Below are 14,708 nucleotides of genomic sequence, written 5' to 3'. Positions count from 1 at the left end.
GTTCAGTATGGTCACTATACGACCGCGTACCACTGGGCTTGAGCCTGGTACATGTCCGCATACTTGCCACCCGTCCGCATCAGTTCGTCATGAGTGCCGACTTCGACAATTCGCCCTTGGTCCATCACAACGATCCTGTCTGCGATCTTAGCTGAACCTAGACGGTGGGTTACAATAATTGATGTGGCATGATTCGAAATCTCGGCAAATTTGTTGTAGATTCTCGTTTCCTCGATGGGATCGATGGCCGCAGTAGGTTCGTCCAACACAATCAACCCATGAGCACGATAGAACCCTCTAGCAATCGCAACGCGTTGCCACTGGCCGCCAGACAGATCGACCCCATCGAATTCACGGGACAGCATCGTGTCGTATCCTTGCGGGAAATTGTTCGGACCCGTATCCAGATCCGCTTGGTCAACCGCAGTGCGTAATCGATCATCATCTTCGGCTGCAGGCTGCTTGCGGGATTGCGTCTGACTAATGCGGATGTTATCGTCCAACGTCATCTTGTACCGCTGGAACTTCTGAAACACCGCCGTTATCCCGCTATATATTGCTCTACCTGATACTTCCTTCGTATCGACACCGCCTAGACGTACAGCACCTTCTGCGGGAAGATAGAGCCCTGTCATCAGCTTGACAAGAGACGTCTTGCCCGCTCCGTTCTCACCAACGATGGCAATCGTCTCCCCTTGCCTGACCACAAGCGATATGCCCGACAAGGAATCAGCCTCGGCTCCCGGATAGCGAAAGCTCACGTTGTCCAGAACTATCCCGCTACCAGCGTCTACCGGCAAATCCTTACCCTCTCTTTCAGGCAAATCCATAAATCGAATAAAGTTTCTTACCGTACCCAAGTTCCGAGTCATCCTGCCAATATGCTGAGAGATCACTTCCTCCATAATGCCGAACATCAGTCCGATCGATGCAAATACGGCTGCAAAAGCTCCAACCGTAATATCTCCCTGTAGCATTGCTGCAAACAATAAATACAGCACTCCGAAATAGCCTGCCAACGTCAACATTTTCATAGCAAGCTCCATCAATCCGGCCTTGCGCTCAGCCTGCCAAACCTTCTTCCCTAATAGTGCCAACGTCGACTGATACAGATCGCGAAAAAATCCGAAAGCACCCAATATCCGGGTTTCCTTGAAGTACTCCCGATCACAGATGCACCGCTCGAGATATTCATATTCACGTCGGATCGGAGCAGCATGGTCTTCAAGCTTGGCAAACAAGACGCCTCGAATCAACTGACTGATGAACACCGGGACGAATACAAGTACAACTGACAGTGCCAGAATGGGCTTAAGTGTGAACAGATACCATCCCATGAACAGGAAGTAGGGAACATAGAAAGTGACGATCGTAATACTTTGAAAAACCAATCCCATGCTGTTGCCCATGCCCTCGTTCGCTTTGTTAATATCGTCTAGCATGGCTGGAGATTCGTAGGATATTGGATCAATACGCGCTGTTTTCTTGTTGATTTGTACGCTTAAGTAACCCTTCATTTTCTTTATGAACGTGTTGCCCATAAAATTATGAAGGCCATTAAAAACTTGCGTACCGATCGTTGTCGCGCCTAATGCTGCCCCCATCCATAACACGATTTCAGCCCCACTGCCGAACGTAGCACGGCTCGAAACTGCATCGGCGACTGAGTCGAAGAACAGATTGGACACATACGTGATAACGCCAAAAGATACCCCATGAACGACCGCGATCATATTGATCAAGATGAACATAACGGGATAGGCCATGATGAATGTAGGAAACAGCCTGATGAGGATGACGGCCAGCGATATGGGCTTACCTTTAACATTCGTATCGTTCTTCATCACTGGTACCAACTCCTTTGGCTCTCGTACATCTCTGCATAAATCCCGTTAAGGATCATCAACTCTCTATGGCTGCCGCTTTCGATGACGCGACCGTCACCGATAACGAATATTTCATCCGCCAGCTTGGTAGAGCCCAGACGGTGACTGATGAATAGAGTCATCTTGTCTTGACTGATATGCTCGAACTCCTCGTACAGCTTGCTTTCGCTTATAGGGTCCAGAGCGGCCGTCGGCTCGTCGAGTATTCGCAATGGTGCTGGATTCATGATGGCTCTAGCCATCGCAATCCGCTGCCACTCGCCTCCCGATATGTCCTGTCCACCTTCCTTGATCTTACCGAGAGGTGTATCCATACCTTGGGGCAGCTTACTGGCCGCATCACCTAGACCGACATGATCGATCGTCGACTGAATGCGGTTCGAGGTACTCCCGCCGGCCATCCCATTGATGTCCCCTACCGCGATATTCTCTTTCATCGAGATGAAATATTTGGCGAAGTCTTGATAGACGACCGAATAAAACGCTTTCAATTCACTCTGGCTATACTCAGATAAGTTCTTGCCATTAAGATGGATTTCTCCTTCATACTTATCGTAAAGCCCTGTAATGAGCTTCGTAATGGTCGTCTTCCCCGCTCCATTAATGCCTACGAAAGCGTAATGACTCCCGGCTTCAATTCGGAAACTCATGCCGTCCAGAATCCTCTTATCCATGCCCGGGTAAGTGAAACTAACATCACGGAATTCAAGCGATTGAAAGGCTGGGGGTGGCAACGCGGGAGGTGCACTTGCGCCCTCATCTTCTTCCAACGCAGCGAAGCTGGTCAAGTCGTTCAAGTATTCTTTGTTCTTGGCCAATTGATCTACGCTCCGGGTAAACTCCCAGGACATGAACTGGACCAGTCCGAATACAGCGTTGACTAGCGCAATGAACATCCCAATCGTTAGCTCGCCAGACAATACAGGGTTCAGCAGTACGAATATAATGAGGATGGAAATAAGTGCGGTCAACACGCTGCCTGTCTTCATCTTGACGAACCATTTGCGCTCGGTCCTGAATTCGATTTTCCGGGCTGTCTCATATTGGCTGTACCATGTGTCGTTGATCGCTTCGCTGTACCCGAATAACGTCCGTTCATCCACGCTGTCACGGCCGGAGAGCACAACGGAAAGATATTCAGTTCGCCTCTTCACGTTGGATACTTCCCGGTTGGCTTGATAGTTGGCCTTACCACTCTTGATGGCGAGAGCGAACAATGGTACGGAGAACATTACGATCAACAACGCGGCCCACCACACCTGCGCGACGAGCAAGACTAGAATCCCGGCGACTTGCATGATCGTCGATACGAGCGACAACAGCTCGGTATACGCCGTTTTCATCTGGGTTTCCGGATTGACCGAAACCCGGGATATAAGATCCCATGTTTCGTGATTTTCGATGTGTTGGTAGGCGAGCTTCGCCCTCTTCTCGACGATGGCTGTGCGGAACTTCTCCCGTATGGCGAGCTCCAAACGCACCTGGACGAATTTCTTCAGCTCCCCGGAAATCCACATGAACGCAATCAGCGCAACGACACCGAACAACGACGGATAAATCAAGCTAGTGGCCGCTTTGTCACTTACAATGGATATCGCGACATCGATGAACTGGGCTGTGACCACGATCTGCAAGGTCGGGACTAGACCTCCAAGCACAATCAGCACCCCCGCTAATACAGTCAGGACAGGCGAGCATTGATACGGAATCCTCAGCATATCTGCGATTGCATATTTTCTAGCGGTAATCTTCATGGATCTTCTCCCGTTTGTGTGACGTAACTTCTCCTACCTTATTTTACCACTACCTCTACGTATAAAAAAAGCTCCTAACGGAGCAACTCGGTGAAGCGGGTTCGTCTTTAGCGGTAACTTTTTATGCCGAATCAGGATGCAATCTCTCGAAGTTTATACTTTCTGATTCTGTAAAAAACAGCCCACAGCCTGTAAACATCTCCGTCTGTGGACTGATCTAATCATATTTTTGGCAAAAAATGAAACTGGTGAGTTGAGCTTGGTTTATATCCTTGCACTCCACAATTGCTGCAGTTTCAAAGCTGCTTCGGGCATATGTTCCATGATGTAGGCAGCTATCTTGGATTGCTCCAGTACGGATTGCACGGATTCAGAAGGCAGCGCACCCATTACATGGACACCAATTACTACAATCAGAACCGCTTCAACTAAAGCTAGCAGCGCCCCAGACCATTTGTTAATTGCTCGGATTCCAGGAACCTTGGTTACCAAATGCAAAACACGACCTATTACCGTCAATCCAATCTTGGTTACGAAGAACAGAAGAGCGAAACTGATCGCGTTGTATAGATACGTATCGATGTTCAGACCTTCGATAATAAAAGCGTACTGCTCTACTGCTTTGAACGAATGAACAGGAAGAATACGAGACAATACAGCTGCGAGCTCGTCGTACAGCAAGTAGGCAACGAGGTAGGCAATGAAGAAACCAGCTATAGACACAAGCTGGGCGACAAACCCCCGGTAGTAACCGAGAAGAATGGCGCCCACAATGATTACGGCAACAACAACATCTAACACGTTATATGAATGCATCTGCCACCGCTTATTCTTTCTCTACAATATCAACAAGTTCAATCCACTCATTGAATTCGACTTTCAGCTTGGCGTACTCCGACTGAAGCTTGCGGTACTTCTCTTCCAGCTCGTCGTTATGACCCGATGTATTCTCGGCAATCTCGAGTTGCTCGACTAGCGATCGTTCGCGGTCTCGGACTTGCTCGAGTTGTTCGCTCCACTCTTTCTCCGCTTCTTCGAAGCGAGCCAACCACTCGGTTTCCGCCTGCGCCGCTGCCGCCTCTTGCCAGCCTTCTGTCTGTTGCTCTATCGCGATGATTTGCGCTTCTGCTCGCTCAACCTGCTGATGCATGCTATGCAACTGCTCATCCGCCTGCCGCAACTTCTCTCGCCACTCTGCTTCCGTCTCCTTCAGCGCCGCATGACCCTGCTGCTCGGCGACACTCAGCTCGCGCTTGTGGGATTCTTGCTGGGCTAGGATCTGATCGAGTAGCTTCTGCTCCTGCTCCATTGCTAACTTCCGCTTCAGCTCTTGCCCGTGCTGTAGCTGCTCATTCGCCTTACGGAGTCGTTCGGCTTCTGCTTGCAACTGTTGTAAGTCTTGCATTAGCTGCGTCTTCTCCGCTTCCGTCTGCTGCTGAAGTTGTTCGCTCAAGCCTAACAGCTCGTCTTGCTCCTCGCCGCTCCGCGCCAGCTCGGCTTGAGCTTTGGCTAGCTCGGCGCGTAGCTGCGCTGCTTCGTGCTCGCGCTCTTCGCGCTGCTTCGTCTGCTCTGCTCGTGCTTTCGCTAGCTCTGCTTGGCTCTGCTCCAGTTCCTGCTCGCTCAGACTCAGCAGCTCCACTTGCTCTTCTCCGCTTCGCTTCAGCTCTGCATGAGCTTTGGCTAGCTCGGCGCGTAGCTGCGCTGCTTCGTGCTCGCGCTCTTCGCGCTGCTTCGTCTGCTCTGCTCGTGCTTTCGTCAGCTCCGCTTGGCTCTGCTTCAGTTCCTGCTCACTCAGACTCAGCAGCTCCGCTTGCTCCTCGCCGCTTCGCTTGAGCTCTGCATGAGCTTTCGCGAGCTCGGCGCGTAGCTGCGCTGCTTCGTGCTCGCGCTCTTCGCGCTGACGCTTCTGCTCGCTCAGCTCCTGCTCGCTTATACGCAGCAGCTCCATTTGCTCTTCTTCGCTTCGCTTCAACTCTGCTTGAGCTTTCGCTAACTTTGCTTGCACTTGCGCCGACTCGCGCTCATATTCATCGCGCTGCTTCGTCAGCTCATCTCGTGCTCTCGCCAGCTCGGCTTGGCTCTGTTCCAGTTCCCGCTCGCTCAGACTCAGCAGCTCCACTTGCTCTTCTCCGCTCCGCGCTAGCTCCACCTGAGCTTTTGCCAGCTCGGCGCGTAGCTGCGTACCTTCGTGCTCGCGCTCTTCGCGCTGACGCTTCTGCTCACTCAGCTCCTGCTCACTTATGTGCAGCAGTTCCGCTTGCTCTTCTCCGCTCCGCACCAGCTCCGCCTGAGCTTTTGCCAGCTCGGCGCGTAGCTGCGCACCTTCGTGCTCACGCTCTTCGCGCTGACGCTTCTGCTCGCTCAGCTCCTGCTCGCTTATACGCAGCAGCTCCATTTGCTCTTCTCCACTTCGCTTCTGCTCAGCTTGAGTTTTTGCCAGTTCCTCGCGCGCTTGTGCTGCTTCACGCTCATATTCCTCGCTTTGCTTCGTCAGCTTCGCTTGAGCACTCGCCAACTCTGCACGCACCCTTGCTGCTTCGCGTTCGCGTTCTTCACGCTGACGCTTCTGCTCACTCAGCTCCTGCTCGCTCAGGCGCAGCAGCTCTACTTGCTCTTCACCGCTTCGCTTCAGCTCCGCTTGTGCTTTCGCCAACTCCGCATGCACCTGCGACGCTTCTCGCTCATGCTCTTCACGCTGCTTTGCCTGCTCTGCCTGTGCTTTCGCCAGTTCCGCTCGGCTCTGCTCCTGCTCCTGCTCGTTCAGACGCAGCAGCTCCACTTGCTCCTCACCGCTTCGCTTCAGATCCGCTTGTGCTTTCGCCAACTCCGCACGCACTTGCGCCGCTTCACGCTCATGCTCCTCGCGCAACTTCGCCTGCTCGGATTGTGCCTTCGCCAGCTCTGCTCGGCTCTGCTCCTGCTCCTGCTCGTTCAGACGCAGCAGCTCTACTTGCTCTTCACCGCTTTGCTTCAGCTCCGCTTGTGCTTTCGCCAACTCCGCACGCACTTGCGCCGCTTCACGCTCATGCTCCTCGCGCAACTTCGCCTGCTCGGCTTGTGCCTTCGCCAGTTCCGCTCGGCTCTGCTCCTGCTCCTGCTCGTTCAGACGCAGCAGCTCCACTTGCTCCTCGCCGCTTCGCTTCAGATCCGCTTGTGCTTTCTCCAACTCCGCACGCACTTGCGCCGCTTCTCGCATATGCTCCTCACGCTGCTTCGCCTGCTCCGCTTGAGCATTCGCCAATTCCGCTCGGCTCTGCTCCAGCTCCCCGCGCACCTGAGTCGCCTGACGCTCGTGTTGCTCGCGACTCCGCTCCTGCTCCGCCCGTGCACGTGCGATCTCGTGCTCCAGCTCCTCGCGTTGTCGCTTAAGCTCGATCAGTTCCTGGTCGCTGATACTAAGCAACTCGCCTTGTTCTTGCTGGTAGCGTCGATGCTCTTCCTGCAGTTGCTGGTGCACCTCTTGCTGTTCGCGCAAATCCTGCAGCAATTGCTTTTCCCGCTCCAGATACAGCTCTTGTTGAGCGTAGCTATTCTCCTGAGCCTTCTGCTGGGCTAGCTGCAATCCGGTGATTTCCTCGGTCAAACGTTGCTCCTGCTGTTTCCATTGTGCAGTCTGCTGCTTCTGTTCTAGGCGCTCAGCATCGTACAACTCGAGAACACGCTCCAGCTCCTCCGTCTGCTTCTGCTCACGTTCCATTATCGCATTCAGCTCGGTCGTATACTCGACTTCCTTCAAGGCAGCCTGTTCTTGCAGCTCCGCATAAGCGCTCTTCAGTCGCTCAGCTTCTTCCAGCTCTGCCGTCTGCTGCTCCATTGAGGTCTGAATTTTCAACGCTTCATCGGCCATCGTAACTGCAGCCAGGACAGCAATTCGTGGCATATCCAGTCGTTGTGAACCTGCCGCAATCTGGTGCATCTGATCATTCACATACTGTGCAACTCGTTTTACGTAACCAACGCTATTTGTAGTAAGAAGTTTATATGTATGTCCGTATATATCGACTGAAACGCGTATTTTTTCGCCATTTTTCATCGCGTGCCCTTCCCTTCCGTTCTCGTTCCGGTCCCCGGAATCGTTCGTCGCGACAAGGCGGTGTTGCTCCATAGAAAAACCGGCCCATCGACGTTATTATTACATTCGATGTGACCGGTCTTATTTCCTTCCTATTTGCGTAATTCCGCGCTGAATGTTTCTTCCAAAACCCGCACTACAGAGCCATGCAGCTCACTAACTTCCTCATCTGTCAACGTACGGTCCGAATGACGGTATACAAGGGCGAACGCAACGCTTTTCTTGTCCGTTCCCAGTCGTTCCCCCGTATATAAATCGAACACTTCAATCGATTCCAACAGAGCAGCTGCAGTCTCACGTACCTTGGCCAAAATATCGCCGACTGGCACGTCTCGGTTCACAACAATGGCCATGTCTCGGCCGATAGCCGGATACTTAGGAAGCGGATCGTACGCAATTCCGAAATCTACATGATCGAAGAGCGGCTGAAGCTCTACCTCAAGCACATAAGTATCATCCAAATCTTTGGCCTGCTGCAACGAAGGATGCAGTTGACCGATTCGGCCGACTAAAGTAACACCTCGTTCCGAGACAATCGTGATTTCAGCCGTACGCCCCGGATGGAATCCATCAGGCTGTGCAGCTGAATAGCGCAATCCTTGAATCCCAAGGTCGGCAATCACGGTTTCGAAAATCCCTTTCAAATCATAGAAATCTACGGCCTGTGCTTTGCCGCCCCAATGCTCGCCGCTTCGCTTGCCTGTCCAGAGAATGCCAAGCATCAGCAACTCATCCGGCAAGGTCGTCAAACGTTCTTCTGAGCTAACGAACACTTTACCGATTTCGAAAATAGCCACATCATTCGTATTCCGATTCCGGTTGTATGCCGCCGTATCCAGCAGATGCGGGATCAAGCTGGTCCGCAAAGTGCTTCGCTCCTCGCTCATCGGCATCGCCAGCTTCACAGGTTGCGCGGCCGGGTACATGCCCTGGAACTGTGCAATCTGATCTGGATGTGTGAATGAGTAAGTGCTTACCTCATGCAAGCCGCTCCCCGTCAACAATGCCCGCAGCGTTCGGCGAATACGTTGTTCCCTCGTCAGCGATCCAGGTGTTGTTACACCCTGAATCAAGCTCGTTGGAATGTTGTCGTAACCGTATAGACGAGCGACTTCTTCGATCAGATCGACGTCACGTGTAATGTCTCCACGGCGCGATGGAACATGAACGAGTAATGTTTCTTCTGCTGTTTCCTCGTAAGAGAAGTGCAGACGGTTGAAGATAACTTTGACCTCCAGCTGAGACAACTCAGTCCCTAGATAGCTGTTGATCTTCGCAAGTTGCAGTTCAATCGCCACTGGCTGCGGCTCTAGCGTCCGGGCTTCGACGATCCCTTCGTTCACATGCCCTCCTGCATATTGGGCGATTAGTGATGCTGCACGGTCCAAAGCTGGAATGACCGCTTCCGGGTTTACTTCCTTCTCGAAGCGCACACTCGCTTCCGAGCGCAGACCTAACTGGCGGGACGTCTTCCGTACGGATCCTCCGGCGAAGCGAGCGGATTCGAGTACGAGCGTCGTGGTGTCACGTGTCACCTCGGAGTTAGCCCCACCCATAACGCCTGCGATTGCCACCGGCTTCACGCCGTCGGTTATAAGCAGCATGTTCGGTGTTAGCTCGCGCTCTGCGTCATCCAATGTGACAAGCTTTTCGCCCTCGTTCGCGAGACGCACATCGATCTGGCCATTCGTCAGCTTCTCCGCGTCGAACGCATGCAGCGGCTGCCCATACTCCAACATCACGTAGTTCGTGATGTCGACGATGTTGTTGATAGGGCGGACGCCTGCCGCCATCAAGCGGTTCTGCAGCCACAGCGGCGACGGGCCGATGTGGACGCCTTCGATGCGGCGAGCGGCGTAGTGCGAGCACTGCTCGGCGGCCGTGATGCGGACGCCGATATGATCGGCGGCCTTGACTGCGGACGCGTGTAGACCTTGCTCGCTATCCGGCAGCGTGACTTCCCGACCCAGAATCGCCGCGATCTCGTAAGCCGCGCCCAACATGCTCAAGCAATCAGAGCGGTTTGGCGTCAGATCGAGCTCCAGCACTTCATCGTCAATCGCGAGCACATCCAGAATGGACGCCCCGATCTTCGTATCTTCGGGTAGCACAAGGATGCCCTCTTGAATTTCTTTGGGCAGCAGCTTATCGTTCAAGCCCAGCTCCTTGGCCGAGCAGATCATGCCTTGCGACTCCATTCCACGGAGCTTCGCCTTCTTGATCTTGAAATCGCCAGGCAACGTCGCTCCCACGACTGCAACCGGAACCTTTTGGCCCGCTGCCACGTTAGGCGCACCGCAGACGATCTGCAGGTCTTCGTCCTGGCCCGCATCTACGATACATACGCTCAGCTTATCCGCATCGGGATGCTTCTCCCGCGATTTGACATAACCGACCACAACGCCTTCCACGCCTTTGTTGCGGTTCTCCACCACATCGACCTCGATGCCGCTGCGAGTCAATTTTTCTGCCAATTCCGACGCGGTAAACCCGGATAAATCCACGTATTCCAACAACCATTTGTAGGATACTTTCATCTTCTTGTCCCTCCGTTTCCCAATCGTTTATATGTGCACGAATTGCTTCAAGAATCGCAGATCGTTCGTGTAGAAATGGCGAATATCATCCACGCCATATTTCAGCATCGCAATCCGTTCAACGCCCATTCCGAATGCGAAGCCGCTGTATTCCTTAGGATCGTAACCGGCCATCTCCAACACCTTGGGATGAACCATCCCGGAGCCGAGAATTTCCAGCCAACCAGTATGCTTGCAGACGCGACAGCCATGACCGGAACACATCATGCAGGACACATCCACCTCAGCACTAGGCTCGGTAAAAGGGAAAAAGCTCGGACGGAGGCGAATTTGCGTCTGCTTGCCGAACATCTCCTGTACGAATTGCAGCAAGGTTCCCTTCAGATCGCTCATGCGAATGTTACGGTCGATAACAAGCCCTTCGATCTGTGTGAACACATGGGAGTGAGTCGCATCGTCGTCATCGCGGCGGTACACGCGGCCTGGACAAATAATCTTAACCGGCACTTCACCGTTGCGCTTCTCCATCGTTCGCACTTGCACCGGCGACGTATGGGTCCGCATCAGAATGTCCTCGGTTACATAGAACGAATCCTGCATATCGCGAGCGGGGTGGTCTTTTGGCAAGTTGAGCGCCTCGAAGTTATAGTAGTCTTTCTCGACTTCTGGCCCTTCTGCAACCGTGTAGCCCATTCCTAGAAATATATCTTCAATCTCCTGAATGACCTTGTTCAGCGGATGCACCGCTCCCAGCTCGGACGGACGGCCAGGCAATGTCACATCAATCGTCTCGGCTAGCAGACGGCCTTCGGTTTCTTGACGCTGGTATTCCGCTTGCTTCGCTTCGATCACTTCCTCGATCGCAGCACGTACATCATTCGCTACCTGACCGATAATCGGACGCTCTTCTGCGCTCAATGCGCCCATACCACGCAATATTTCCGTCAATGGCCCTTTTTTGCCCAAATATTTCACACGCAAGTCGTTTAACTGTTGGCTGCTCGATACTTGCCCCAATTCCTGCAGCGCTTCAACCTTCAAAGCCTGTAATCGATCCTTCATCTCCATACCCTCCTCCTTGAATTCAAACAAAAAAGAGCACCATCTCCCGGTAAGGGACGATTGTGCTCGCGGTACCACCCTTGTTAAGCTTGCCAACCCGTTGCTGGAACGGCATTGACCTCAGCTTCACTTGATCGATTAACGGCTCGGAACCGGTACCTTCTAATGCTACCCCAAAAAGTGAACTTTTCGAAATAGGTTCAAAGGACTGCTCGGGAGTGAACTTCAGCGGCCTGTTCCATAGAGACGCTCTCAATCTGCGGCGCCTCTTCCCTGTAAGGAAGCACTGCTTACTCTTCTCCGTCCACGCATTTGTTATACAACATTATATGCAAACTGCGGCCGGGATGCAAGTACCAAGGAAGCTATGGACTTCCCTACAAGGTCATGATGATTTTACCTGCGGCCGCGCGCCCCTCGACTAATGATTCGAAGCTGGCCGGCCCCTCTTCCAATTCGCAGCTCGCGATCCAATYGTCAGCGGTAATCTTACCTTTCACAAGCAGTTCCACAGCTTGCTCGAAATCAGAAGTTGAGTAAGTATACGAACCGAGCACAGACAGCTCCTGTCTGACCAGATGGTTCATAGACAAGGCGCTTTGATCTTGACCTAGGCCAACCATCACGATCGTTCCACCTGGATTAACCAATAGCATCGCCTGCTCACGTGTGGCCTGCACGCCTACACAATCGATAATCGTGTCAACACCGCTAGATCCGAATGTTTCACCGGCGATAAGCTCCAGCTGTTCCGGAGTTGCGGGGATCGCCCCCAAATTCCGAGCGTATTCCAGCCTCGCAGGCTGCCGGTCCACCGCTACAATCTTCTCGACTCCCATGTTCAATGCCGCCTGTACGGTAAGAAGACCTATTGGGCCTGCCCCCATCACAACCAGGTGCTCGATCAATCCCGGACCTAGCTTCAGCGCATGAATGCATACGGCGAGCGGCTCAGCCAGTGAAGCGAGCTGGGGGTCCATCTCCCGCGGAACCCGGTAAACATTAGCCCGCGGGACCGTGACGTATTCCGCGAATGCACCTGGCCGATGAATACCTATGATCTGACGTTGGCGGCAAATGTTCAGTCTACCTGCCAAGCATCGGTCACATCGCCCGCAAGCGATCAGCGGATTGACTACCACCCTGTCTCCCGCTTGCAATCTCTCAGAGGATGAACCCGGCGTAACCACCACGCCACAGAACTCGTGACCCATGATGAGTGGAGGGACACGCACAGAGCTATGCCCCAAGTAGCCTTCCAACTCGCTGCCGCAAATCCCGACAGCTTCTACTTTGATTAACACTTCGTCCTGTCCTGGAACCGGCATTTCCGTCTCCTGCAGCTCCAGCTGTCTAGGCCCCTTATATACTAACGATTTCAAAATAATTCGCTCCTTCCTACTAACTCACTACTTGAGGCTGTCTATTCATTGTGGTTAAAGGAGTGGAAAGTGAAAAAGAGGACCCCGGCGAGTTTGGCTTGAACCTCCATACCGCGAAATCCCTTTTACAATCAAAGGAGGTTCAAACAAGATGTTTGAGCTGAAGGGGTCCTTTTTCACTTGGAACGGCCGTTTTCCCTCTATCAATCGACAGCCTCTACTTCTCTACTTGGCCAAATACCCACCGTCTACGTGCAGGTCGGTGCCGGTAATGAAGGAGGCATCGTCCGAAGCAAGAAAAGCGACTGCCCCGGCTACTTCTTCCGGCTTACCCTGCCTGCCTAGTATATGGAATTCAGATACGCGTCTGTCTTCCTCATCGATATCGCGGTTCAAGGCGATGCAAGAATTTTCAAACGCATCCGTGCGAATATACCCTGGGCAAACCGAGTTCACACGAATATGATGCTGTGCCAAGTCAATCGCCCAACACTTGGTCAATCCGCGCAGTGCAAATTTGGTCGCATTGTAGGTTGCGAATTCAGGCTGCCCGACAAAACCGCTTATCGACGAAAGATTGATAATAGCGCCTCCCCCTGACTTTCCGATCATGGGAGCCACATACTTGGTTACGGTTGATGTGCCTTTGATATTAACGTTCAGGATACGATCCCAATCCTCGTGTGTCGCATCGATTCCTTTGAATACGAAGGCCGCTGCATTATTCACCAGAATGTCGACACTAGTGCTTTCCTGTTCGATCCTTGAAGCGGCGTCCGCTACCTGTAACTCATCAGCAATGTCCAGCTGTACAAAGTGGATCGCACCTCCGCCGTTCCGGTCCTTGATCCGCTTCACCGTTTCCAAGCCAGATGGATCTATGTCCAACAGCCAGACTGTGCACCCTTCCCCATGGAAGCGGTCAGCGATCGCCTCGCCCAACCCCCGTGCGCCGCCCGTAATGACGGCCGTTTTCCCCTTCAATCCGCGCATGAGCAGCTCATCTCCTTATCGTTTATCTCCCTACACCGTTCACAATATGCTTAGGTTGCTCACCGGAAAACATCCGCTTAATCTCCAAGGCAGCGAAGTGCTGCAGTCTGGACAAGGAACTCTCGGAATACCAGGCGCAATGACTTGTAATCAGACACTGCTCCAGAGCGAGCAACGGATGTCCTACGACAATTGGCTCCTCCTCCAGAACATCCAATGCCGCACCGGCGATTAGTCCTTCCTGCAACGCTGTAACCAGATCATTCGTACTAATAACCCCGCCCCTGGACGTATTCACGATGTATGCTGTGTTCTTCATCTTCTGAAAAGCTTCTAGATTCAACAAATGCTTCGTTGTGGCCGTGAGTGGAAGATGAACGGATAGGAAATCGCTTCGTTCCAGCAGCTCATCCCACTCCACTTTGCCAACGCCAAGCGAGGCGTAGACATCATCCTGAACGAACGGATCGAAAGCGATCACATGCAAACCGAATGCTTGCAGCCGCTTCGCGACTGCTCTGGCAATATTACCGAATCCGGCCAAGCCTACGGTTCTTCCTTGCAGGCCTATAATCGGTCGACAAGGGGCGATCTCCCATATTCCGTTCCGCACCCGTGAGACGACCTGAGGAACTTTCCTCACAGAACTGAGCAGCAACGTAACGGCGTGATCGGCAACCTCATCGATTGCATAGTCGGGAACGTTCGCCACCGGAATGCTCTGTCGCTTGGCCGCTTCCAAATCGACATTGTCCACGCCGATGCCATAGCGTACGATCAATCGGCACCGTTCCAGGCCCGCTATTACTTCATTTGTCATCGGCGCCCACTGCGTGAGGACAGCATCTGCATCACGGCATAACTCAAGTACATCCTCACTTGTCTTGCACTGTCCCGTCACGAACCGGAATCCTAGCGGCTCCAGAACTTCCCGCTCCGGTGTCAGATCAGGAAACCCATAATCTGTTACCGCCACCACATATTCAGTCATTGATACGGTCTCCTCCCTCTTCTCCTCTGTA

9 protein-coding genes and 1 other annotated feature are annotated in these 14,708 nt (G+C 52.9%); all 9 genes read right to left on the bottom strand.

Going from position 1 to position 14,708, the window contains the following annotated elements; translation table 11 throughout:
• Positions 1-14: 14 nt before the first annotated feature.
• The 9 genes from AC1DWB_RS12975 to AC1DWB_RS12935 all read right to left on the bottom strand — a co-directional run bounded on the left by AC1DWB_RS12975 (position 15) and on the right by AC1DWB_RS12935 (position 14,677).
• Complete coding sequence (locus AC1DWB_RS12975) at positions 15-1,844, bottom strand: ABC transporter ATP-binding protein (RefSeq protein ID WP_477541513.1); 1,830 nt, start codon at positions 1,842-1,844, stop codon at positions 15-17.
• Complete coding sequence (locus tag AC1DWB_RS12970; protein ID WP_477541489.1) at positions 1,844-3,640, bottom strand: ABC transporter ATP-binding protein; 1,797 nt, start codon at positions 3,638-3,640, stop codon at positions 1,844-1,846. The genes AC1DWB_RS12975 and AC1DWB_RS12970 overlap by 1 nt, the downstream gene beginning before the upstream one ends.
• A 264-nt stretch (positions 3,641-3,904) precedes the next feature.
• Complete coding sequence (locus AC1DWB_RS12965) at positions 3,905-4,456, bottom strand: CvpA family protein (RefSeq protein ID WP_477541488.1); 552 nt, start codon at positions 4,454-4,456, stop codon at positions 3,905-3,907.
• A 10-nt stretch (positions 4,457-4,466) separates the two neighbouring features.
• The gene (locus AC1DWB_RS12960; RefSeq protein ID WP_477541487.1) at positions 4,467-7,568 is read right to left on the bottom strand and encodes a hypothetical protein; all 3,102 of its coding nucleotides are present in this window, start codon (positions 7,566-7,568) and stop codon (positions 4,467-4,469) included.
• 236 nt (positions 7,569-7,804) lie between these two features.
• Positions 7,805-10,249 (bottom strand): phenylalanine--tRNA ligase subunit beta, encoded by a 2,445-nt coding sequence (gene pheT / locus AC1DWB_RS12955; protein ID WP_477541486.1) that lies wholly within the window; start codon positions 10,247-10,249, stop codon positions 7,805-7,807.
• 27 nt (positions 10,250-10,276) lie between these two features.
• A complete protein-coding gene (gene pheS, locus AC1DWB_RS12950; protein WP_477541485.1) occupies positions 10,277-11,311 on the bottom strand; it encodes a phenylalanine--tRNA ligase subunit alpha in 1,035 nt (344 codons plus the stop codon).
• A 49-nt stretch (positions 11,312-11,360) separates the two neighbouring features.
• Positions 11,361-11,627 (bottom strand) — a binding site (T-box leader).
• 61 nt (positions 11,628-11,688) lie between these two features.
• Positions 11,689-12,693, bottom strand: a complete 1,005-nt coding sequence (locus AC1DWB_RS12945; RefSeq protein WP_477541484.1) for a zinc-dependent alcohol dehydrogenase — start codon at positions 12,691-12,693, stop codon at positions 11,689-11,691.
• A 225-nt stretch (positions 12,694-12,918) separates the two neighbouring features.
• Positions 12,919-13,686: an SDR family NAD(P)-dependent oxidoreductase gene (locus AC1DWB_RS12940; protein ID WP_477541483.1), complete on the bottom strand. Its 768-nt coding sequence runs from the start codon at positions 13,684-13,686 to the stop codon at positions 12,919-12,921.
• 22 nt (positions 13,687-13,708) lie between these two features.
• Positions 13,709-14,677 carry a C-terminal binding protein gene (locus AC1DWB_RS12935; protein WP_477541482.1) on the bottom strand — a complete coding sequence of 323 codons (969 nt, stop codon included), beginning with the start codon at positions 14,675-14,677 and terminating at the stop codon, positions 13,709-13,711.
• Positions 14,678-14,708: the final 31 nt, after the last annotated feature.

The sequence above is a fragment of the Paenibacillus sp. P4_E11 genome (assembly GCF_056401635.1).
Note: the sequence above shows the minus strand (reverse complement) of the source record. Positions and strands in the feature narration are given on the sequence as shown.